This window comes from Flavobacterium sp. 83 (assembly GCF_000744835.1).
Taxonomy (GTDB): domain Bacteria; phylum Bacteroidota; class Bacteroidia; order Flavobacteriales; family Flavobacteriaceae; genus Flavobacterium.
Window position 1 is genome coordinate 1,021,292 of record NZ_JQMS01000001.1, and the last position, 20,654, is coordinate 1,041,945.

Below are 20,654 nucleotides of genomic sequence, written 5' to 3' on the forward strand. Positions count from 1 at the left end.
AATGGAAACACCATTAGTCTCAATTATAACCCCTTCTTTTAACTCTGAAAAATTCATTGCTGAAACCATTCAATCTGTTCAGAATCAAACTTACAAAAACTGGGAACTTATTATAGTAGATGATTGTTCATCAGATGCAACAGTATCTATTGTTACAAAAATGGCGCTTTTAGATAATCGAATCCAACTTTTTCAATCCAAAAAAAATTTAGGAACCGGTATTGCACGAAACACAGCAGTAACTAAATGTAAGGGAAAGTATATTTCTTTTTTGGATGCCGATGATTTGTGGAAATCACAAAAACTGGAGAGACAAATTGATTTTCTTAAAACCAATAATTTACCGTTTACCTTCTCTTTCTATGATTGTATCAATGAAGAGGGGAAATCATTAAATAGAACTGTGGAAGCACCGAGAAATCTTTCCTATCGGCAACTGTTTTTTTGCAATTATGTTGGGAATCTTACCGGCATTTATGATGTGGATTATTTTGGGAAAATTGCTATTTCTTCCATCCGTAAACGCCAGGATTGGATGCTATGGCTTACAATTCTAAAAAAAATAAAAACGGCACAACCTATTCCTGAAAGTCTTGCTTTTTATAGAATCAGAGAAAATTCGATTTCAGCTTCTAAACTTGATTTATTGAAGCATAATTTTGCAGTTTATCGAACCTTTCACGGGTTTAATACAATTGTTTCAATATTGTGTATGGCAGGGTTTTTATTCACGCAATTAATCATTAAACGACTTTGTATTAAAAAAATTAAAGCATCGATTTAAACTGCTTTAATTTTCCACGATTGCTTCGTTCTAATGTTTCTTTTCTTGTAAATTTAAAGTTCAAATTGGGTTCCAGATACAAAGCAATTGCAGCTTCTATTTTTTTAATTTGTGCCGAATTTAATTCATTTTCACTGACATATTCAATTTCAAAAGAATCAATCTTTGTTTGTTTAATAATAAACTCTTTTACGTTTCCATCGTCTTCGATAAAGCTTTTGGTGACGTAATAAAACGTTAATCCAGGCGATTTTTTTCCGCTTGGTAAGAGTGCCACATCATTTGTTCTACCGATTAACTTCTTGAGAATGGGCTTTTTCAATGTGCTTTTTTCGTCCAAAATTCCAATATCACCAATATCATAGCGTATAAACGGATGCGCTTTATTGAATAAGGAAGTAATCACAATTCGGCCCGAAGTACCATTTGGAACGGCTTGATTATTGTCATCCAAAATCTCAACAAATAACGTTTCTGAATTTAGCTGCCACTCGCCATTTGTGTTTTGAAAAGCGATTAAATCCAATTCTGAAGCACCGTATTCATTGACAATTGGTATTCCAAATTGTTGTTCTAAAAGAATTTTATCATCCTCAAAAAGCATTTCTGAAGTTACCATACATACTTTTAAAGTAGGACAAATGGCTGATAAAACAATATTTCTCTTCTGTAAAAATTTAGCAAACAAAACAATCGAACTCGTATATCCATTGATATAATCGAATTTTTTATGCTGAAACTTCTTCAGAATTTTTTCTAATACCACATCCGATAAATCAAAAATAGAGAACCGAAACCGATGGCTCAATAAATCCTTGAAGCGTTCTTTTTTGTGTCCAATAAAATCCATCGGAATCCCATAAAAACGCGCTTGATAGGAACTATTGAAATCAATTCCATACCAACCAAAACGATAGATATTAGAAGCCCAAGTCAAAGCATGACTGTATTTGTCTTTGGCAAAAATAAACGGATCGCCACTGGAACCGGAGGTTTTATTGATGTAACTATTTTTTGGAGAATACCCTTTTGAAAGTCTTTGCAGTAATGGTTTTTGTAAGTTTTTTTTATTCAAAATGGGTAAATCATCCCAATTGGAAGCATTTGAACCAATTAATTCTTTATAGAAAGGATTGTTTTGCAAATGAAAATCAACAATTTCTAATTTTTTATTTTCAATAAAATCTTCGTGTTCTTTTTCAGATAAAGAAACAATTTTTTGCAATTCGGCTTTAGCTTCCTTCATTGGGAAACCATTTATTTGCAGCGTTAAGTCGAAAAGTGGAAACATTTTTAAGGGGATATTTCATCAAAAATAATATTTACGTAGAACTAATGACCATGAACCAACAACTTTTTGAAAATTAATTATTTTTTAAGTTCAAAAGCAATTATTTTTGCGGTTTACAACTAATAACTACACCATGACAATTTTACTACTAGGTTCAGGCGGAAGAGAGCATGCATTTGCATGGAAAATGATTCAAAGTCCGCTTTGCGACACACTTTTTGTAGCACCAGGAAATGCAGGAACAGCAGCAATAGCTAACAATATTGATATAAGTCCAACTGATTTTGATGCTATAAAAGCTTTTGTTCTCCAGGAAAAAGTAGAAATGGTTGTTGTAGGACCAGAAGATCCATTAGTAAAAGGCATCTACGATTTCTTTTTAAATGATGCCGAGTTAAAACAGATTCCAGTTATTGGACCATCAAAAATTGGTGCCCAATTAGAAGGAAGTAAAGAATTTGCCAAAGAATTTTTGATTAAACATAATATCCCAACAGCTGCTTACGATAGTTTTACTGCCGAAACTGTTGAAAAAGGATGTGAATTTCTAGAAACACTGCAACCGCCTTATGTTTTGAAAGCAGACGGATTAGCAGCAGGTAAAGGTGTTTTGATTATTCACGATTTGGCGGAAGCCAAAGAAGAATTAAGAAACATGTTAGTACACCAAAAATTTGGTGATGCCAGTTCTAAAGTGGTGATCGAAGAATTCCTTGACGGTATAGAATTAAGTTGTTTTGTTCTTACGGATGGAAAAAGCTATAAAATTTTACCAACAGCCAAAGATTACAAACGCATTGGCGAAGGGGATACGGGATTAAATACAGGCGGAATGGGAGCAGTTTCCCCAGTTCCGTATGTTGACGCCGTTTTGATGGAGAAAATCGAAACACGCATCGTAAAACCAACCATTGATGGTTTCCAGAAAGATGGAATTCCGTACAAAGGATTTGTTTTTATAGGATTGATTAATGTGAATAATGAACCAATCGTAATTGAATACAATGTAAGAATGGGCGATCCAGAAACGGAAGTGGTTGTTCCAAGATTGAAAACGGATTTAGTCGAATTGTTTTTGGCTGTTGCCAATGAAAAACTCGATGAAATAACATTGGAAGTTGATGAAAGAAGTGCTACTACAATTATGGTAGTTTCTGGTGGTTATCCTGAAGATTTTGAAAAGGGAAAAATAATATCAGGATTAGATACTATTGAGGATTCGATTGTTTTTCACGCAGGAACTAAACTAGATAATGGAAATGTAGTTTCAAATGGAGGAAGGGTTTTAACCGTAACTTCTTATGGTAATGATTTCGAAGAGGCCATAAAAAAATCTTACCAAAACATAGATAAACTAAATTTTGATAAGATGTATTTTAGAAAAGATATTGGAAACGATTTAAAATAGTTTCTAATTATCGTTCACTTTTTTTTAAAATATTATTTTAAGAAAGAGTGAGCGGTAGTATCTTGATTTTCTGTTCCGTTTGCGTCAAAAATTCTCAATTGTTTGATCCAATATACCATTGCAGATGCACAAATAATCATGAAAATCCAGTTGATAGTATTAGCTGCAAACCATGACTTAAGCTCTAAAGAGCGTAAAAAGTCTAGAGGAGCAAATAAAATGTTTACAAATAAGTATTGTATTCCTTCGAAAAATGCTTTCATAATGTATAAAATTAATTTTATTAGTTGTTTTTAAAAGGCTCTTAAATAGTAAAAGGTCTTATTTAGTAAGAATCTTTTTGAACTTGCAGGGTTTCCTTTTTAAACAAGTATTATATTTACAAACACAAAAGTATAAAATATCCTTATGATAACAAGTGTTTTTAAAAAATCTACACCATTAAATTTTTCATTGGTCGTAATTTTAATGCTGGTTTTCTTTTTAATATACCAATTTCAGGATTTTTCCTGGACTGATTCCCTTTTTTTGATTTTAAAAAAAGTAGCATTGTTCTGTATTTTACTGGCTTCTGTTTTTATTACAAATTTTGTTGTAAAGAAAAACGGACTCAGTAAAGACAGTACCTACACCGTTTTTTTCTATTTTTTATTGTTGCTATTTTTTCCTTCAGTTTTAAATAATATCAATTTAATTGTTTCAAATTTCTTTATACTATTAGCACTTCGCCGATTGATTTCATTACAATCTCTCAAAGCTTCCAAAGAAAAAATATTTGATGCCTCCTTATGGATTTTTTTAGCTTCGTTATTTCATTTTTGGAGTATTATTTTTATAATATTGGTTTTCATATCAATAATCTTCCACGTTTCCAGAGATTATAGAAACTGGTTTTTGCCGTTTATTGCCTTTTTTACCACAGCAATTATTTTCTTGTTATATGCTGCAATATTCAATGTGAACGTTATAGAATACATAACTACGAGTGTAAGGATGGATTTTAGGATTGATTATTTTACTAATAATTATCAAAACGCCGCTTTTTCGATATATGCTACAATCGCTTTGTTTTTCGTTATTTCTATGTTTGCAACATTGTCAAGCAGGCCTCAGCTTTTACACGTTTCTTTCAAAAAAATTATCGCTTCATTCTTTATTGGGATAGTAATCTTCTTGATTTCATCTAATAAAAGTAATGACTTGTTAGTATTTACCTTTGCACCGTTAGCAATTATGGCGACAAGTCATATTGAAATTGTGCAGCTAAAACTGAAACAGGAAATCGTATTGTTTGTTTTTATTTTATGCAGTCTTTTTGCCTTTTTCTCACAACTATAATTTTTCCCCAAAAGCTAAATCTCCTGCATCGCCAAGCCCAGGAATAATGTAACTATGTTCATTAAGTTTTTCGTCTAATGCAGCAATCCAAAGATGACATGTATCGGGTAAATGCTGTTTAAGATGTTCAATTCCTTCTGGCGCAGCTATTACAACTGCAATGTGAATTTCCTTTGGAGTTCCTCTTTCCATTAATTTTTTAAAAACTGCAACAATCGATTGTCCGGTAGCAAGCATGGGATCAATTAACAGCACATTTTTGCCATTAATATCGGCAATTGCTTGGTATTGAACCACAATTTCAAAATAATCATCAGTATTAGGATGGTGTCTGAAGGCCGAAATAAAACCGTTTTCGGCATTGTCATAATAATTCAAAAAACCCAAATGCAAAGGCAATCCTGCACGTAAAATCGAGCACAAAACCAATTGATCTTCAATTTCGGTAGTTTTCTTGATGCCAAGTGGCGTTTGAATTTCGATGTTTTTATAGTGCAATTCTTTACTTAATTCATAAGCCATTATTTCACCAATACGTTCAATATTTCTTCTAAAACGCATGCTGTCGTTATGAACATTCACATTTCGAATTTGTCCTAAAAAATGGTTCAGAACACTATTGTTTTCTGATAAAATATGGATTTGCATGGTTTTATTTTTGGAATTAAACTTCTAAAGTTTTTTTTATCTATAAAAGTATAAAAAAGTATCTTTGCCTTTTAATATATAAAGATATGTTTTCAAAATTAGCTTATTCAGTTTTCGAACAAAGTATTAAAGATTATCATCAATTTGATAATGTAGATCAGCCTATAAATAATCCTTTCCCAAAGGATAAATTTGAACATTTATTGTATCATAAAAACTGGATTGATACGGTGCAATGGCATTTTGAAGATATTATCCGAGATCCAAATATTGACCCGGTTGCAGCTTTGACTTTGAAGAGAAGAATCGATGCCTCTAATCAAGAACGCACGGATATGGTGGAATATATTGACAGTTATTTTCTTCAAAAATACAGCCATGTTGTAGTAAAAGACAACGCAAAAATTAACTCAGAAAGTCCTGCTTGGGCTTTTGACAGACTGTCTATATTAGCCTTGAAAATTTATCACATGAAAGAAGAAGCCACTCGTGCTGAAGCTTCACAAGATCACAGAGATAAATGCCAGACAAAATTAAATATTCTTTTAGAGCAAAGAACTGATTTGTCAACAGCAATTGGCGACTTGTTAAAAGACATTGAAAATGGAGATAAATTCATGAAAGTCTACAAGCAGATGAAAATGTACAATGATGATGATTTGAATCCTGTTTTGTACCAAAACAAGAAGTAATTCTCTTTTTTAATTGACCCAAAAAATCAAACATATAGCCGTCATGAGACTTTCTGCAATGGGAGATGTCGCCATGACGGTTCCTGTTTTACGCGCTTTTGTAAACCAGCATCCTCAAGTTAAAATCACTGTCGTTTCCAGACCGTTTTTCAAACCTTTTTTTGATTCCATCCCCAACGTTTCTTTTTTTGTTTTCGATGAAAAGGAACGACACAAAGGATTCATGGGATTGTTGAGTTTGTTCCATGATTTAAAAGCACTTAATATTGATGCTTTCGCCGATTTGCATAATGTTTTGCGGTCTAAAATCGTCAGAAATCTTTTTGCTTTAAGCGGAAAAAAAGTGGCATCGGTAGATAAAGGAAGAGCAGAGAAAAAAGCATTAACCCAATCCGAAAATAAAGTTTTCAAACAACTGCCAACGATGTTTGAAAGACATAGCAAAGTATTTGAACAACTTGGTTTTGCAGTTGATTTAGCGCAACCAGATTTTCCTGAAAAAGCAGTTTTAAATGCTGAAATCATAAAAATTACTGGACAAAAAACCCAAAAATGGATAGGAATTGCTCCTTTTGCGCAATATGATTCCAAAGTGTATCCGTTGGATCTGATGCAGGAAGTCATCAATCAATTATCCAAAAATCCAGACTGTAAAATACTGCTTTTTGGTGGAGGAAAAAAAGAAATAGAACTCTTAAATTCACTTTCAGCCAACAAAGAAAATGTCATTACTATGGCGGGGCAACTCAAATTTCAGCAGGAATTACAACTCATCAGTAATCTTGATGTTATGCTTTCGATGGATTCAGGGAATGCACATATTGCAGCAATGCTTGGCGTGAAAGTTATTACGCTTTGGGGCGCAACACATCCTTATGCTGGATTTTCACCTTTCAATCAGCCTATAGAAAATGCTTTGGTTTCAGATAGAAATCAGTTTCCAAAATTACCCACTTCGGTGTATGGAAATAAAATAGTCGAAGGGTATGAAGATGCCATGCGAACGATTTCAGCGGAAAAAATAGTAGAAAAAATCAAAACCTCCCTAAAATAAAAAAACTTCCCTTTTCAGAGAAGTTTTCATTATAATTGAAACGTTTTCTAAACGTCATCATAATCTACATAAATAGTTTCTGATGTTGGGTGTGCTTGACAGGTTAAGATCAATCCATCGGCGATTTCTTTATCAGTAAGAATAGAGTTTTTGGTCATTTCGGCAGTTCCTGAGGTAACACGAGCCAGACAACTGCTGCATATTCCGCCTTGACAAGAATAGGGCGCATCTATGCCTTGTTTTAAAGCTGCTTCAAGGATGGTTTGTTTTTGTGACATTTCAAAAGTCGTTTCATCATCATCTACCATAACAGTAATTTTCGAATGGCCTTCTAATGATTTTTCGATTTTATGTTCTTTGGAAGAAGTTGTAAACAATTCAAATTTTATAGCTGATTCTTTGATGTTTTTTGCTGCCAAAACACCCGAAACGGTAGTAATCATTTCCTCTGGTCCACACAAGTAGAACTTATCAAATTCTAATGCCGCATGTTTGTTATTCAAAACAAAATTCACCGCTGATTTGTCTATTCGACCAAATAATGCATTTTCTGCTTTGGCTTGACTGAAAACATAATGTACAAAAAGACGGCCTACATATTGCAATTGCAAATCATGCAATTCTTGGTGAAAGATCGTTTCTTCGGGAGATTTGTTGCCGTAAACAAGGACAAAAGAACTTTTAGGTTCACTTTTCAATACTGATTTCAGGATAGAAAGTACAGGTGTGATTCCGCTACCGGCTACAAAAGCCACATAATTTTTTTGTCGGTCAGCTTGTGGTTCAAAAGTGAATTTTCCTTCTGGTTTTCCTACTTCAAGCACATCACCGGCTTTCAGTTTTACATTGGCAAACTGCGAAAAAAGTCCATTTTTCACCGCTTTTACTGCAATTCGTAATTCACCGCTTTCCGGAGCAGAACAAATTGAATACGCTCTGCGAATTTCCTGATTGTCTAAAGTAAGTCTAAGATTAATATATTGACCCGCAACAAAAGTATAGTTTGGTTTTAATTCCTCGGGAACATTAAAAAGTATGGAAACCGCATCTTTGGTTTCCCGTTTTACTTCTTTGATGACAAGTTTTTTGAATGAAGGCATGTGATTATTTTTTTTACAAAAGTAGGAAACGACAAATAAATGAAGATTATAATTGCCTATTTTTTTTATATTAGATGTAACATTTCAAGAATTCAACTACCTATTACAATCAAACTACGAACCATGTTCAAAAAATTTATCTATCTCGAATGGAAGGCTTTCACTAGATCAGCTTCCTTCGCAACAAATTTAGGTTTAAAAATCTTGATGCTTTTTGTGGCTATTTATTTTGCTTTAGTTTTTGTGGCTTTGGGAATTGGAGCCTTTTATATTATTAAGAAAATGAATCTGGAACCATTGGTTACCGTTAATAAATTCCTGATTTACTACTTTTTATTTGATTTAATTATTCGTTTGCTCTTGCAAAAAATTCCGGTAATGAACATTCGTCCTTTATTGGTTTTACCGTTTAAGAAACCAACAATTGTTCATTTTTCATTAGGCAAAACCATGTTGTCTTTTTTTAATTATGCGCATGCTTTTTTCTTTTTGCCTTTTTCGGTTGTATTAATTATTGAAGGATATGATTTGGTGAGCGTTTTGCTTTGGCATTTAGCCATGATTTCGATAATTTACATTAACAATTTTCTAAATATCGTATTGAACAATAAAGACAATTTGTTTGCCATTTTCGTAGGAATTATTCTTGTTTTAGGTGGCTGTCAGTATTATCATGTTTTTGATGTTACTACTTATACCACCATTTTCTTTGAGGGTTTATTCCACACAAAATGGATGTTTTTACTGCCAATTTTGGCTTTAATCGCGTTGTATTATGTTACGTTTACCTATTTCAAAAACAACTTATACCTTGATTCGGGGCTTTCAAATAAACACCAAATCGCCAAAACCGAGGATTTAACGTGGTTGAACCAGTTTGGAACTTTAGGGACATTCTTGAAGAATGACATTAAACTCATCAAAAGAAACAAACGATCTAAAACTACAGTGATTATGAGCGTTGTGTTTTTATTCTATGGTTTCTTATTCTTTACCAATAAAATCGCAGCCTACAATAATCCCATAATGCACATTTTCGCAGGCATTTTTGTTTCTGGTGGTTTTTTATTCACCTTCGGTCAATTTGTGCCCAGTTGGGACAGCTCCTATTACCAGTTAATGATGACACAAAATATTCCGTATCGAGGATATTTGAGTTCTAAGTGGTGGCTTATTGTTATTGCAACCGTTATTTCTACGATTTTAGCTTCATTCTATTTGTATTTTGGATGGCACGTGTATCTTACCATTGTGGTGGGCGCTGTTTATAATATTGGAGTGAATTCCCATTTGGTGCTTCTTGCGGGTGCTTACACAAAAACACCTATAGATTTAGATTCCAGCAAAGGCGCTTTTGGAGATAAAAAAGCCTTTAATGTAAATACCATGTTGATTTCGTTGCCAAAATTATTATTGCCGGTAGGGCTGTATTGGATTGGTTCTATTTTAATGAGTCCTAATTTAGGATTAGCAATGGTCGCAATTGCTGGAATAATAGGTTTTGCTTTGAGAGATAAAGTTTTCACACAAATTGAGAAAATTTATAAAACGGAGAAATACAAAACCATTGCAGCTTACAAACAAAAGAGTTAATAGTTGTCAATTTTTATAAAGCGATTAACCAAATCAACAAATAACCGATTAAACTTTTTTAAAAATGATACAAGTAAACGATCTTTCAAAAACATATAACGGAACCACAGTTCTAAACATTGAAAATCTGGAAATCCCAAAAGGACAAAGTTTTGGATTAGTAGGGAATAATGGTGCCGGAAAAACTACTTTTTTCAGTCTTTTATTGGATTTAATCCAGCCTTCAACCGGAAATATTATCAACAATGACGTTCAGGTAAACACCAGCGAAAACTGGAAACCGTTCACCGCCTCTTTTCTGGACGAAAGCTTTTTAATTGGCTACTTAACCCCCGAAGAATATTTTTATTTTATAGGTGATTTACGAGGACAAAACAAAGCTGATGTTGATGCTTTGTTAATCAAACACGAGGAGTTTTTTAATGGTGAAATCCTAAAAAACAAAAAGTATTTACGTGATTTATCCAAAGGAAACCAGAAGAAAGTAGGTATTATCGCTACACTTATTGGTAACCCCCAAGTAGTAATTCTTGACGAACCCTTTGCTAATCTAGACCCGACAACGGTTAACAGATTAAAAAAAATCATCAAGGAATTAGCCGAAAATCCAAATGTTACAGTGCTGGTTTCCAGTCACGATTTAATGCATACTGTTGAGGTTTGCGATAGAATTGTGGCACTAAACAAAGGCGAAATTGTAAAAGATATTCAAACATCAAGAGAGACACTGCAGGAGTTAGAACTGTTTTTTGCAGTTTAAAATTTAATTTGGTCGTGGTCCTGAAAGAAAAATTCAGGGTAGGACTTTAGTTTCAAATAAAATATAATGAGGGGTCTTACCTCAAATAGCAATAATAATACCTTACAGCCACTGGCTGTTTTCCTCTTAATCTCAAATCTCAAGCAAAAGCAAAACCGGTAATCAAAAAGGAACCTAATAATTTCCACGATATCAAAAAGAAACGTATTTTTACAAGTCATTATACTAAAAAGTATTTTTAGTAGTTAATTGATAAAAACTGTTTACCATTGAAAACTAATACATTCAAACATATATTTACGCTAGGATTTTTATTTTTTTTGGTAGCGTGTTCTACTAAAAAGGACACTTTTTTGGCCAGAAAATCCCATGCTTTGAGCACAAAATATAATATTTTATATAACGGGCAAATAGGTTTAGATAAAGGCGTTAATGGTATAAAAGCAAATAGTAAAGATAATTTTTGGAAGCGTTTGCCTGTCGAAAGGATGCAAATGGAGGAAGATATTTCTCCCGATGGAAAACCTAAAAATGCTGATTTTGAATTGGCCGAGACCAAAGCTACAAAGGCAATTCAAAAACACTCCATGAACATTGGAGGAAGAGAAAAAAACAGCCAGATAGACGAAGCATATTTACTACTTGGTAAATCTCGTTATTATGATCAAAGATTCATTCCAGCACTAGATGCATTCAATTATATTTTATACAAATATCCCAACAGCAGCCGAATTTATGAAGCTAAAATTTGGCGTGAAAAAACCAATATGCGACTTGGAAACGATGCTTTGGTTGTGAAAAACATGACCAAAATGCTAAAGGAGAAAGAACTGAAAAAACAAGTTTATGCAGATGCAAATGCCCTTTTGTCTGAAGCATTTTTAAACTTAGAAGAAAAAGACAGCGCTTTAGCAAAATTAAAAATAGCTCAGAAATACACGAAAGTAAATACTGAAAGAGCAAGATATCGTTTTATTCTTGGGCAATTGTACGAGGAATTAGGGAAAAAAGACAGCGCTATTTTAAGCTATGAATCTGTGATAGCTATGAATAGAAAATCCGAAAGGAAATATGTTATTCATGCTTATGCCAAAAAAGCACAATTATTTGATTACAAAACGGGAGACAGCACTGCGTTTTTAAAAACATTTAACAAACTAATTGCCGACAGAGAAAACAGGCCGTTTCTGGATGTAATTTATAGAGAAAAGGCAGTGTTTTATGATAAAAACAACAAACAAAAAACAGCTTTAAATTTTTACAATGCTTCGCTAAAAAAAGCAACAACAGACCAATATTTGATAGCTTCAAACTACAGGGATTTAGGTAATATGTATTTTAAAAATGCCGATTATCCAGTAGCAGCTAAGTATTATGACAGTACTTTAGTGAAGTTGGATGTTAAAACCAGAGAATTCATTCACATTCAAAAAACCAGAAAAGATTTAGACGAAGTAATACAACTCGAAGCAATTGCTAAAACCAACGACAGTATTTTACATGTAGTAGCTTTGTCAGAAACAGACCGGGTTTTGTATTTTGAAAATTATATTGAAAAGTTAAAAAAGGAAGATGAGGCCAAAAAAGTTGTGGAAGAAGCACTCAAAAATAAACAAGAAAATATAGAAAGGAACAGTAAAACGGCTTCAATTGATCCGGCTTCTCCTAATCAGGAACCAGGAAAACCGGCAAGGAAATCGTCATTAGCTCCACCTACTATGGCCAGCAATTCTGGGCAGGAGTCAGCCAGTGTTTTCTATTTTTATAATCCTACGACCATTGCTTTTGGAAAATTAGAATTTAAAAAAACATGGGGAGACCGATCTTCAACCGGAAATTGGAGATTATCAGCCAACAAGACTGATTTTGTTGCAAATGATTCCATTGGAGCAGACAAAGCAAAAGTGGAAGATAAATTAGCAACTGATAAACCGGTTGAAAAATACACTACGGACTTTTACCTAAAACAGCTTCCTACAAAGCTAACCGCAATTGACAGCATTGCCAAAGAGCGTAATTTTGCCTATTACCAGCTTGGAATTATCTATAAAGAAAAATTCAAAGAATATGAATTGGCTAGTGCTAAACTGGAACAGTTATTAAAAAATAATCCTGAAGAAAAATTCATTCTTCCCGCACTCTATAATTTATATAAAATTTATCAAATTACGGATGCTGGTAAAGCAGAAGAAATCAAGAACAGAATTTCGGCTCAGTATCCAAATTCTCGTTATGCACAAATAATAAACAATACAAACTCAGTAGCTGTAGATAATGAATCACCGGAGAAAGTCTATAATAAATGGTATAAATTGTATCAAGAGGAGCAATATGCTGTTGTGTTAGCAAAAATGGATGATTTGATTAATCAGTTTTCAGGGGATGAAATCGCTCCTAAATTTGAACTGTTAAAAGCAACTACTCTTGGAAAACTAAGAGGATTAATAGCTTATAAAAATGGGTTACAGGAATTAGCGGATAATTATCCTAACAGCGAAGAAGGCAAAAAAGCTGTTGAGATTCTAACAACTCAAATACCGTTTTTAGAAGAGAAGAACTTTAGTGATGTTGACAATAAAAACTGGAAAATTCTTTATAAAGCAATATCAAGAGAAGATAAAACTACAAAGGCAATCGAAGAAAAAATCAAGCTATTTATTGCTGGTGAAAACATTCAAAAACTAACCTATTCCTTTGATATTTATACCGAAAAGGAAAATTTTATTACTATTCACGGAATCAATTCGGAGATTTATGCAAAAGATATTGCACAAACAATGAAAGAGAATATCAAATATAAAATTGATGAACCTGCAATAGTGGTTTCTGATGAAAACTATAAAGTAATTCAAATCAAGAAAAATTTAGAAGCGTATTTAGCACCTAAAAACCAATAATCATGTTTGATAAAAAGCCAAAATCATACACGGATCTTTTGGGTAAAACCAATAGAATAGTTGAGGGAACCACCATAAAAGGTGATATTGTTTCTCAGGCTGATTTTAGATTAGATGGAGAATTAATTGGTAATTTTCAATCCAGTGGAAAAATTGTTATAGGACCAGCTGGAAGCGTTACCGGTGATATTGTTTGTAAGAATGCTGATATTGAAGGAAAGTTCAACGGCAAAATTCATGTTGCTGAAATACTAAATGTAAAGTCAAAAGCTAGTATTCATGGCGAAGTTTCGGTAGGGAAACTATCAGTAGAACCCGGTGCTGATTTTAGCGCTTCTTGTACAATGAAGACCAATATAAAAAATCTAATGCCGCACGATGGACAACAAACCCAACAAAAAACAAGCTAGTAAATGGCTCGCCTTGATTAATATCCCAATTCAAATGGGAGTAATCATCTTTTTGTTTTCCTATTTGGGAAATTGGTTAGACGAAAATCATCCCAGTCCAAAAGTATATTACAATAAAATTTTAGTCATGGTTGGTGTTTTTTTAGCGCTGTATAATGTGATAAGACAAGTTAACGAAATCAATAAATCGAAATAATTTTTTTAACTATTAAAGAGTAGTGCGAATCAAAAGTTGGCAATTTTGGGTTTAAATAAACTATATATAAATAACTTTGCGTCCTGCATTTGCGGCAAAAAATTAACCCGATGAAATTACAAATTTACAAACCGCTTTTAAACCTAGTTACAGTTGCCGGATTAGCTTACATCCTTCACAAAGTTGTTTTTTATTTTTTTGACATTAATGACAAAGCTTTTCACTATTCGATAGAAACGCTATATTTACTGTTCTCAGGGCTGTCAATAACAGTCTTTATTGTTCTGTTGAAAGTCAAAGAGCGAAGTTTTGATAACATAGGAATGTCATTTCTATTGAGCACTAGTATTAAAATGATTTTTTGCTATTTGATTTTAAGACCTTTATTACAGGTTTCTAATCATAGCGGTACAATAGAGAAAAAGAATTTTTTTGTGATGTTTATTCTCTTTTTAGCAATTGAAACCATTCTAACGATACGCATATTAAACGAAAAGCAATAAAAATGTTACTTATGCGTCAAATACTCCAAAAATAAATTTTTATATGCTTTTGAATATTAATAAAAAATGTACATTTGCACCAAATTTCAGAAACGTAATAAATTAAGATAATTAACTGTTATGGTGATTTCAAACAAACCACTTAGATTTATATTAGTAGCTTTAGTAGCATGTCTTCCATTAATTAGTTTTGCAAATCCTGAAGTGGATACTGTGAAAGTAAAAACAGAAGTTGCTCATGAGGTATCAGAAGAAGCTCATGCTGAACCAACAGATGTAAAATCTAAAATCAAGGAATTTATCAATCATCACCTTTTGGATGCTCATGATTTTACATTTAATGTAGATGAAGAAACAGGCGAACATTATGGTTTCTCATTACCAATTATTCTGTGGGATAATGGTCTTCAAGTTTTTTCTTCTTCAAAATTTCATCATGGTGAAGAAACAGCGGAACATAATGGTAATTACTATGTGTTGCACCATGAAAAAATATACAAAACGGACGCTTCTGGGACTTTAACAGAAGGAGAACACGGTCATCCTACTAATGTTAGGCCTATAGATTTCTCAATCACTAAAAGTGTTATTGGTATTTTGCTAGTTTCTTTGTTTATGTTTTTGTTGTTTTCAAGTTTGGCAAAATCATATGCTAAAAATAATGGAATCGCTTCAGGAGTAGGACGTATTTTTGAACCTCTAGTTTTGTATGTACGTGATGAAATTGCAATTCCAAATATTGGAGAAAAAAATTACAAAAAATACATGAGCTATTTGCTTACGATATTTTTCTTTATTCTTTTTCTTAATATTTTAGGATTGATGCCACTTGGATTTAATGTAACTGGAAATATCGCTATTACAGTATCGTTAGCAATTTTAACTTATATCATTACAACATTAACAGCTAATAAAAATTATTGGGGACACATTTTCTGGATGCCAGGTGTGCCAACTCCAATGAAATTTATTTTGGCTCCAATAGAATTGTTAGGAACAGTAATCAAACCATTTTCATTAATGATACGTTTGTACGCTAATATGTTAGCTGGTCACGTAGTTTTGATGAGTATCATTGGTTTAATGTTTATCTTTAAAAGCTGGATTGGAAGCACGTTATCTTTTGGATTAGCGTTTGCGCTTTCTATACTTGAAATATTGGTTGCTTTTTTACAAGCTTATATTTTTACTATGTTATCTGCACTATATTTTGGAGCAGGTAACGAGGAGCATCATCACGAAGAGGCTCACCATTAAGTCGAAAGTGAAACGTCGAAAGTTTAAAAGTCAGCTTGACTTTATGACATTAGACTATTAATAAGAATGTTTAATTTTTAATATATATATTATGCAAATTCCAACTATTGTAGGAGCAGGATTAATTGTAATCGGAGCAGGTTTAGGTATTGGTAGAATTGGTGGTTCAGCAATGGACGCTATTGCTCGTCAACCAGAAGCTTCTGGAAAAATCCAAACAGCTATGCTTATCGCAGCTGCACTTATTGAGGGTATTGGTTTCGCTGCGTTATTCGCATCTTAATTAAAACACAAAAAGCAATAGTTACAACGGTTGGTTGTGACTATTGTTTTTAAAATTAAAACATTAAAAAATTATAATTATATACAATGGATAAGTTAATAAATGATTTTTCGTTTGGTTTGTTTATTTGGCAAGTTTTTATATTTGTTGGATTAATATTCTTATTAAAAAAATTCGCTTGGAAACCAATTCTTGATGCAGTAAATGATAGAGAAGAGGGTATTAAAAACGCATTGCTTTCAGCTGAAAATGCAAGAAAGGAAATGCAAAACCTTCAGGCAGATAACCAACGTATTTTACAAGAGGCAAGATTAGAGCGTGACAACATGCTTAAAGACGCTCGTGAAATGAAAGAAAAAATGGTTGCTGATGCTAAAAACGAAGCACAGGCTCAAGGTTTAAAAATGATTGAGCAAGCTAAAGCAGCAATTGAAAGTGAAAAAAATGCAGCAATGGCTGAATTGAAATTACAAGTTTCAACTTTATCATTGAGTATCGCAGAAAAAATATTGAAAGACGAATTATCTAACAAAGAAGCTCAAACTAAATTAGTTGAGAAAATGTTAGGCGACGTAAAGTTAAACTAACAATTATGGCAAGTACAAGAGCAGCAATTCGTTATGCAAAAGCAATTCTAGACTTAGCAAACTCAAAAGGTGTTGCCGAAGTTGTAAATAACGATATGAAATCTATAGCTTCAACAATTAATGGTAATTTGGAATTGAGTACGTTTATTCAAAATCCAACCATGAAAGTGGAAGTGAAAGAGAAAGCACTGTTAGAAGTTTTTGCAGGTATCAATGGTGTAACTCAAGGGTTATTTCATTTGTTATTTGAAAACAAAAGATTCGAAATTCTAGAAGCAATTGCTTTAGAATACAGTAAATTATCTGATATTATGAATGGTGTTGAAGTAGCGCAAGTTACTACCGCTATTGCAATGGATACAGCATTAGAAGCTAAAGTTTTGGCTAAAATTGCAACATTTTCAGATAAGAAAATCACAATAGAGAATATAGTAGATGCTTCAATCATTGGAGGATTTATTCTAAGAATAGGCGACAAGCAATATAATGCTTCAGTAGCCAACAGATTACAAGTATTAAAAAGAGAGTTAAGTAATTAGTTTTATTACACATTTAAGTGTCTAAATTATAAATTAAGATGGCGGAAATCAAACCTGCTGAAATTTCAGCAATATTAAGAAAGCAAGTAGAAGGTTTTGAATCTGGTGCTACACTAGAAGAAGTAGGAACAGTACTTCAAGTTGGAGATGGTATTGCTCGTGTTTACGGGCTTTCGAATGTTCAATACGGAGAATTAGTTGAATTTGACAATGGATTAGAAGCTATTGTTTTGAATCTTGAAGAAGACAATGTGGGTGTGGTACTTTTAGGACCATCTACAGGAATCAAAGAAGGTTCAACTGCAAAAAGAACACAACGTATTGCTTCTCTTAAAGTAGGAGAACAAATGGTAGGTCGTGTAGTAAACACTCTTGGTTTTCCAATTGATGGAAAAGGACCAATTGGTGGAGACTTATACGAGATGCCTTTGGAAAGAAAAGCTCCTGGAGTTATCTTCCGTCAACCAGTTACTGAGCCATTACAAACAGGTATTAAAGCAGTAGATGCAATGATTCCAGTAGGTCGTGGACAACGTGAGCTAGTTATTGGTGACCGTCAAACAGGTAAATCAACTGTTTGTATCGATACTATCTTAAATCAAAAAGAATTTTACGATGCAGGAAAACCTGTATTCTGTATATATGTTGCAATTGGACAAAAAGCGTCAACTGTAGCAGGAATTGCTAAAATGTTAGAAGAAAAAGGAGCAATGGCTTATACCATTATTGTTGCTGCTAACGCTTCTGATCCAGCTCCAATGCAAGTTTATGCTCCTTTCGCAGGTGCTGCAATTGGAGAATATTTTAGAGATTCAGGTCGTCCGGCTTTAATTGTTTATGATGATTTATCTAAACAAGCTGTTGCTTACCGTGAGGTTTCTCTTTTATTAAGAAGACCACCGGGACGTGAAGCATATCCTGGAGACGTTTTCTACCTTCACAGTAGATTATTAGAGCGTGCTTGTAAAGTAATTGCAGATGATGGAATTGCTAAAGACATGAACGACTTACCAGATTCATTGAAATCAATTGTAAAAGGTGGTGGTTCATTGACTGCTTTACCAATTATTGAAACTCAAGCTGGTGACGTTTCTGCTTATATCCCAACAAACGTAATTTCGATTACAGATGGTCAAATTTTCCTTGATGGAGATTTGTTTAACTCTGGGGTTCGTCCAGCAATTAACGTAGGTATCTCGGTATCTCGTGTTGGAGGAAATGCACAAATTAAATCAATGAAAAAAGTAGCTGGAACATTAAAACTAGATCAAGCACAATTCCGTGAATTGGAAGCGTTTGCTAAATTTGGTTCTGATCTTGATGCAGTTACTTTAAACGTAATTGAAAAAGGAAAAAGAAACGTTGAAATCTTGAAACAAGGTTTGAACGATCCTTATACTGTTGAAGATCAAGTTGCGATTATCTATGCTGGTTCTAAAAACTTATTGAGAAATGTTCCTGTGAATAAAGTAAGAGAATTTGAGAAGGATTTCTTGGAATTCTTGAACAACAAACACAGAGCAACTCTTGATGCTTTGAAAGCAGGAAAATTAACAGACGAAATTACAGATGTAATCGAAACTGTAGCAAAAGAATTATCAGCAAAATATAACTAAAAAAGTTTTAAATTTTAAGTAGTAAGTAGTAAGGTTTTCTTTATTACTTATTACTTAACAATTACTACTTAATACTTACAAAACAATGGCAAATTTAAAGGAAATCCGTAATAGAATTACTTCCGTTTCATCTACGATGCAAATTACATCGGCAATGAAAATGGTTTCTGCAGCAAAGCTAAAGAAAGCACAAGATGCAATCACAGCAATGCGCCCTTATGCCGAAAAATTAACGGAATTATTGCAAAATCTTTCTGCTACACTTGAAGGTGATGCAGGTGGTGAGTTTACGACTCAACGTGAGATAAAAAAAGTTTTAGTGGTAGCCATAACTTCAAATAGAGGTTTGTGTGGAGCATTTAATACGAATGTTATCAAAGAAGCTAAAAGCCGTTCAGAGTTTTATGCCGGAAAACAAGTTGATATTTTTGCTATTGGTAAAAAAGGTAATGATGTTTTGAGTAAATCACTTTCAATTGTGGATAATCAAAGCGCTATTTTTGATGATTTGACTTTCGACAATGTGGCTAAAATTGCAGACTTATTAACGGAGAAATTCGTTTCTGGAGAATACGATAAGATTGAGTTGATTTACAATCAATTTAAAAATGCTGCGACACAAATCGTTCAAACTGAACAATTTTTGCCATTAGCACCAATAAAATCAGATCTTGCAGTTTCAACTGGCGATTACATCTTTGAACCTTCAAAAGAAGAAATCGTGTTGACTTTGATTCCAAAATCATTAAAAACACAATTGTATAAAGGAATTCGTGATTCATTTGCTTCAGAGCATGGAGCGCGTATGACTGCGATGCATAAAGCAACTGATAACGCAACTGAATTGAGAAATCAATTGAAATTGACTTATAATAAAGCACGTCAAGCTTCTATTACTAATGAGATCTTAGAGATCGTTGGTGGTGCTGAAGCATTGAATGGATAATAAATTATTGATTCAAATATATTATGGAGCCACGCATTATGCGTGGCTTTTTTTGTTTCAACTATTTTGTAGAGCTGGAATAGACCGAATTTTTTGTGGGTAATAAGTGGTGTTTTATGTTTATAATTTACATCCGTTATAAATTAACACCTATTACGATATAGTTTACATTAATTTAATTTTCAACAAATATAATTAACAATTGTTGGTGCTGTAAAAATGGAATAAGTGCTACTTTTGTTTACCCCCCTAATTTACTTGTTAAACTTAAATTTACTGTTTTGAAAAATTACTTAATTACATTATCTGAAAAAATTTTATTAAAGGCTCAAATAAATGAGGATTCTGTCTCATTGCGGAGGGAACTTTTTTATGTAAAACAAAAGAACTTAGAAGTAAACTTAATTACTGATGATTTAAGGAAAGCGTTTTGGATAAATATATATAATGCATATGTTCTTATACTTGCAAATGAGACTAAACAACAAAAAAAACTTTTTAAACAAAAGCGAATTAAAATTGCCCGAAATCGGTTGTCATTAAATGATGTTGAATATGGAATCCTAAAAAGGTATAAATTTAAAATAGGTTCTATTTATATTTATGATCCATTTTATTCTAAATTTATTAAAAATATAGCTATCAATCAAGTAGATGTAAATTTACATCTTCGTTTGGATAGTAATGCATTAATGGATATTTAAAATAATCTTTAAGAAATTATTGGTAATTTTTAATATTTATTGGTAATT

22 protein-coding genes are annotated in these 20,654 nt (G+C 32.9%); 18 read left to right on the forward strand and 4 right to left on the reverse strand.

The features are described 5' to 3' along the window. Position 1: 1 nt before the first annotated feature. Positions 2-784: a glycosyltransferase family 2 protein gene (locus tag T410_RS04455; RefSeq protein WP_035668998.1), complete on the forward strand. Its 783-nt coding sequence runs from the start codon at positions 2-4 to the stop codon at positions 782-784. Here the strand turns inward: T410_RS04455 and T410_RS04460 are convergent. Continuing rightward, on the reverse strand, positions 768-2,075 hold the full coding sequence (locus tag T410_RS04460) for a phenylacetate--CoA ligase family protein (RefSeq protein WP_035668999.1): 1,308 nt from the start codon (positions 2,073-2,075) through the stop codon (positions 768-770). The two genes, T410_RS04455 and T410_RS04460, sit on opposite strands and share 17 nt — an antisense overlap. Positions 2,076-2,208: 133 nt before the next feature. Here T410_RS04460 and purD point away from each other — a divergent pair, with 133 nt between their 5' ends. After that, positions 2,209-3,483, forward strand: coding sequence for a phosphoribosylamine--glycine ligase (purD, locus tag T410_RS04465; RefSeq protein WP_035669000.1), 1,275 nt, complete (start codon positions 2,209-2,211; stop codon positions 3,481-3,483). Positions 3,484-3,515: 32 nt separating this feature from the next. On the opposite strand, the gene T410_RS04470 is transcribed toward purD, so the two are convergent. After that, a complete protein-coding gene (locus T410_RS04470; protein WP_035669001.1) occupies positions 3,516-3,746 on the reverse strand; it encodes a hypothetical protein in 231 nt (76 codons plus the stop codon). A 145-nt stretch (positions 3,747-3,891) separates the two neighbouring features. On the opposite strand from T410_RS04470, the gene T410_RS04475 reads away from it, so the two are divergent. Beyond that, positions 3,892-4,821: a DUF6427 family protein gene (locus tag T410_RS04475; RefSeq protein ID WP_035669002.1), complete on the forward strand. Its 930-nt coding sequence runs from the start codon at positions 3,892-3,894 to the stop codon at positions 4,819-4,821. On the opposite strand, the gene upp is transcribed toward T410_RS04475, so the two are convergent. After that, entirely contained in the window at positions 4,816-5,469 is a 654-nt protein-coding gene (gene upp / locus T410_RS04480) for a uracil phosphoribosyltransferase (RefSeq protein ID WP_035669003.1), read from the reverse strand. The two genes, T410_RS04475 and upp, sit on opposite strands and share 6 nt — an antisense overlap. Positions 5,470-5,555: 86 nt before the next feature. Between upp and T410_RS04485 the strand changes: the two genes are divergently transcribed. Continuing rightward, positions 5,556-6,161: a DUF4254 domain-containing protein gene (locus T410_RS04485; protein WP_035669004.1), complete on the forward strand. Its 606-nt coding sequence runs from the start codon at positions 5,556-5,558 to the stop codon at positions 6,159-6,161. Positions 6,162-6,204: 43 nt separating this feature from the next. Then, complete coding sequence (locus tag T410_RS04490; protein WP_035669005.1) at positions 6,205-7,215, forward strand: glycosyltransferase family 9 protein; 1,011 nt, start codon at positions 6,205-6,207, stop codon at positions 7,213-7,215. Positions 7,216-7,262: 47 nt separating this feature from the next. Here the strand turns inward: T410_RS04490 and T410_RS04495 are convergent, their stop codons facing one another. Continuing rightward, the gene (locus T410_RS04495; RefSeq protein ID WP_035669006.1) at positions 7,263-8,315 is read right to left on the reverse strand and encodes a ferredoxin--NADP reductase; all 1,053 of its coding nucleotides are present in this window, start codon (positions 8,313-8,315) and stop codon (positions 7,263-7,265) included. A 123-nt stretch (positions 8,316-8,438) separates the two neighbouring features. Here T410_RS04495 and T410_RS04500 point away from each other — a divergent pair, with 123 nt between their 5' ends. The 13 genes from T410_RS04500 (at position 8,439) to T410_RS04560 (ending at position 20,606) form a co-directional block, all read left to right on the forward strand. Next, positions 8,439-9,908, forward strand: a complete 1,470-nt coding sequence (locus tag T410_RS04500) for a DUF5687 family protein (protein WP_035674092.1) — start codon at positions 8,439-8,441, stop codon at positions 9,906-9,908. 64 nt (positions 9,909-9,972) lie between these two features. Beyond that, complete coding sequence (locus T410_RS04505) at positions 9,973-10,668, forward strand: ABC transporter ATP-binding protein (protein WP_035669007.1); 696 nt, start codon at positions 9,973-9,975, stop codon at positions 10,666-10,668. A gap of 269 nt (positions 10,669-10,937) precedes the next feature. Continuing rightward, on the forward strand, positions 10,938-13,565 hold the full coding sequence (locus T410_RS04510; protein WP_035669008.1) for a tetratricopeptide repeat protein: 2,628 nt from the start codon (positions 10,938-10,940) through the stop codon (positions 13,563-13,565). A gap of 2 nt (positions 13,566-13,567) precedes the next feature. Further along, positions 13,568-13,975, forward strand: coding sequence for a polymer-forming cytoskeletal protein (locus T410_RS04515; RefSeq protein WP_035669009.1), 408 nt, complete (start codon positions 13,568-13,570; stop codon positions 13,973-13,975). Further along, positions 13,944-14,171 (forward strand): AtpZ/AtpI family protein, encoded by a 228-nt coding sequence (locus T410_RS04520; RefSeq protein WP_035669011.1) that lies wholly within the window; start codon positions 13,944-13,946, stop codon positions 14,169-14,171. Before T410_RS04515 ends, T410_RS04520 begins: the two co-directional genes overlap by 32 nt. Before the next feature lie 110 nt (positions 14,172-14,281). Further along, positions 14,282-14,674 (forward strand): hypothetical protein, encoded by a 393-nt coding sequence (locus T410_RS04525; RefSeq protein ID WP_035669012.1) that lies wholly within the window; start codon positions 14,282-14,284, stop codon positions 14,672-14,674. Between the two features lie 120 nt (positions 14,675-14,794). After that, complete coding sequence (atpB, locus tag T410_RS04530; protein ID WP_035669014.1) at positions 14,795-15,931, forward strand: F0F1 ATP synthase subunit A; 1,137 nt, start codon at positions 14,795-14,797, stop codon at positions 15,929-15,931. A 91-nt stretch (positions 15,932-16,022) separates the two neighbouring features. Continuing rightward, entirely contained in the window at positions 16,023-16,214 is a 192-nt protein-coding gene (gene atpE, locus T410_RS04535; RefSeq protein ID WP_007136870.1) for an ATP synthase F0 subunit C, read from the forward strand. An 86-nt stretch (positions 16,215-16,300) separates the two neighbouring features. Beyond that, positions 16,301-16,801 carry a F0F1 ATP synthase subunit B gene (locus T410_RS04540; protein ID WP_035669016.1) on the forward strand — a complete coding sequence of 167 codons (501 nt, stop codon included), beginning with the start codon at positions 16,301-16,303 and terminating at the stop codon, positions 16,799-16,801. 5 nt (positions 16,802-16,806) lie between these two features. Next, positions 16,807-17,340: an ATP synthase F1 subunit delta gene (gene atpH, locus T410_RS04545; protein WP_035669019.1), complete on the forward strand. Its 534-nt coding sequence runs from the start codon at positions 16,807-16,809 to the stop codon at positions 17,338-17,340. A gap of 38 nt (positions 17,341-17,378) precedes the next feature. Then, on the forward strand, positions 17,379-18,956 hold the full coding sequence (gene atpA, locus T410_RS04550; RefSeq protein ID WP_035669021.1) for a F0F1 ATP synthase subunit alpha: 1,578 nt from the start codon (positions 17,379-17,381) through the stop codon (positions 18,954-18,956). An 85-nt stretch (positions 18,957-19,041) separates the two neighbouring features. Beyond that, positions 19,042-19,902 (forward strand): ATP synthase F1 subunit gamma, encoded by an 861-nt coding sequence (gene atpG / locus T410_RS04555; RefSeq protein WP_035669023.1) that lies wholly within the window; start codon positions 19,042-19,044, stop codon positions 19,900-19,902. Between the two features lie 281 nt (positions 19,903-20,183). Continuing rightward, positions 20,184-20,606, forward strand: coding sequence for a DUF547 domain-containing protein (locus T410_RS04560; RefSeq protein ID WP_035669025.1), 423 nt, complete (start codon positions 20,184-20,186; stop codon positions 20,604-20,606). Positions 20,607-20,654: the final 48 nt, after the last annotated feature.

What these genes read in the sequence shown, in the direction of transcription:
- T410_RS04455 (WP_035668998.1), top strand. Translation starts at nt 2, where the DNA reads ATGGAAACACCATTAGTCTCAATTATAACCCCTTCTTTTAACTCTGAA.
- T410_RS04460 (WP_035668999.1), bottom strand. Translation starts at nt 2,075, where the DNA reads ATGTTTCCACTTTTCGACTTAACGCTGCAAATAAATGGTTTCCCAATG.
- purD (WP_035669000.1), top strand. Translation starts at nt 2,209, where the DNA reads ATGACAATTTTACTACTAGGTTCAGGCGGAAGAGAGCATGCATTTGCA.
- T410_RS04470 (WP_035669001.1), bottom strand. Translation starts at nt 3,746, where the DNA reads ATGAAAGCATTTTTCGAAGGAATACAATACTTATTTGTAAACATTTTA.
- T410_RS04475 (WP_035669002.1), top strand. Translation starts at nt 3,892, where the DNA reads ATGATAACAAGTGTTTTTAAAAAATCTACACCATTAAATTTTTCATTG.
- upp (WP_035669003.1), bottom strand. Translation starts at nt 5,469, where the DNA reads ATGCAAATCCATATTTTATCAGAAAACAATAGTGTTCTGAACCATTTT.
- T410_RS04485 (WP_035669004.1), top strand. Translation starts at nt 5,556, where the DNA reads ATGTTTTCAAAATTAGCTTATTCAGTTTTCGAACAAAGTATTAAAGAT.
- T410_RS04490 (WP_035669005.1), top strand. Translation starts at nt 6,205, where the DNA reads ATGAGACTTTCTGCAATGGGAGATGTCGCCATGACGGTTCCTGTTTTA.
- T410_RS04495 (WP_035669006.1), bottom strand. Translation starts at nt 8,315, where the DNA reads ATGCCTTCATTCAAAAAACTTGTCATCAAAGAAGTAAAACGGGAAACC.
- T410_RS04500 (WP_035674092.1), top strand. Translation starts at nt 8,439, where the DNA reads ATGTTCAAAAAATTTATCTATCTCGAATGGAAGGCTTTCACTAGATCA.
- T410_RS04505 (WP_035669007.1), top strand. Translation starts at nt 9,973, where the DNA reads ATGATACAAGTAAACGATCTTTCAAAAACATATAACGGAACCACAGTT.
- T410_RS04515 (WP_035669009.1), top strand. Translation starts at nt 13,568, where the DNA reads ATGTTTGATAAAAAGCCAAAATCATACACGGATCTTTTGGGTAAAACC.
- T410_RS04520 (WP_035669011.1), top strand. Translation starts at nt 13,944, where the DNA reads ATGGACAACAAACCCAACAAAAAACAAGCTAGTAAATGGCTCGCCTTG.
- T410_RS04525 (WP_035669012.1), top strand. Translation starts at nt 14,282, where the DNA reads ATGAAATTACAAATTTACAAACCGCTTTTAAACCTAGTTACAGTTGCC.
- atpB (WP_035669014.1), top strand. Translation starts at nt 14,795, where the DNA reads ATGGTGATTTCAAACAAACCACTTAGATTTATATTAGTAGCTTTAGTA.
- atpE (WP_007136870.1), top strand. Translation starts at nt 16,023, where the DNA reads ATGCAAATTCCAACTATTGTAGGAGCAGGATTAATTGTAATCGGAGCA.
- T410_RS04540 (WP_035669016.1), top strand. Translation starts at nt 16,301, where the DNA reads ATGGATAAGTTAATAAATGATTTTTCGTTTGGTTTGTTTATTTGGCAA.
- atpH (WP_035669019.1), top strand. Translation starts at nt 16,807, where the DNA reads ATGGCAAGTACAAGAGCAGCAATTCGTTATGCAAAAGCAATTCTAGAC.
- atpA (WP_035669021.1), top strand. Translation starts at nt 17,379, where the DNA reads ATGGCGGAAATCAAACCTGCTGAAATTTCAGCAATATTAAGAAAGCAA.
- atpG (WP_035669023.1), top strand. Translation starts at nt 19,042, where the DNA reads ATGGCAAATTTAAAGGAAATCCGTAATAGAATTACTTCCGTTTCATCT.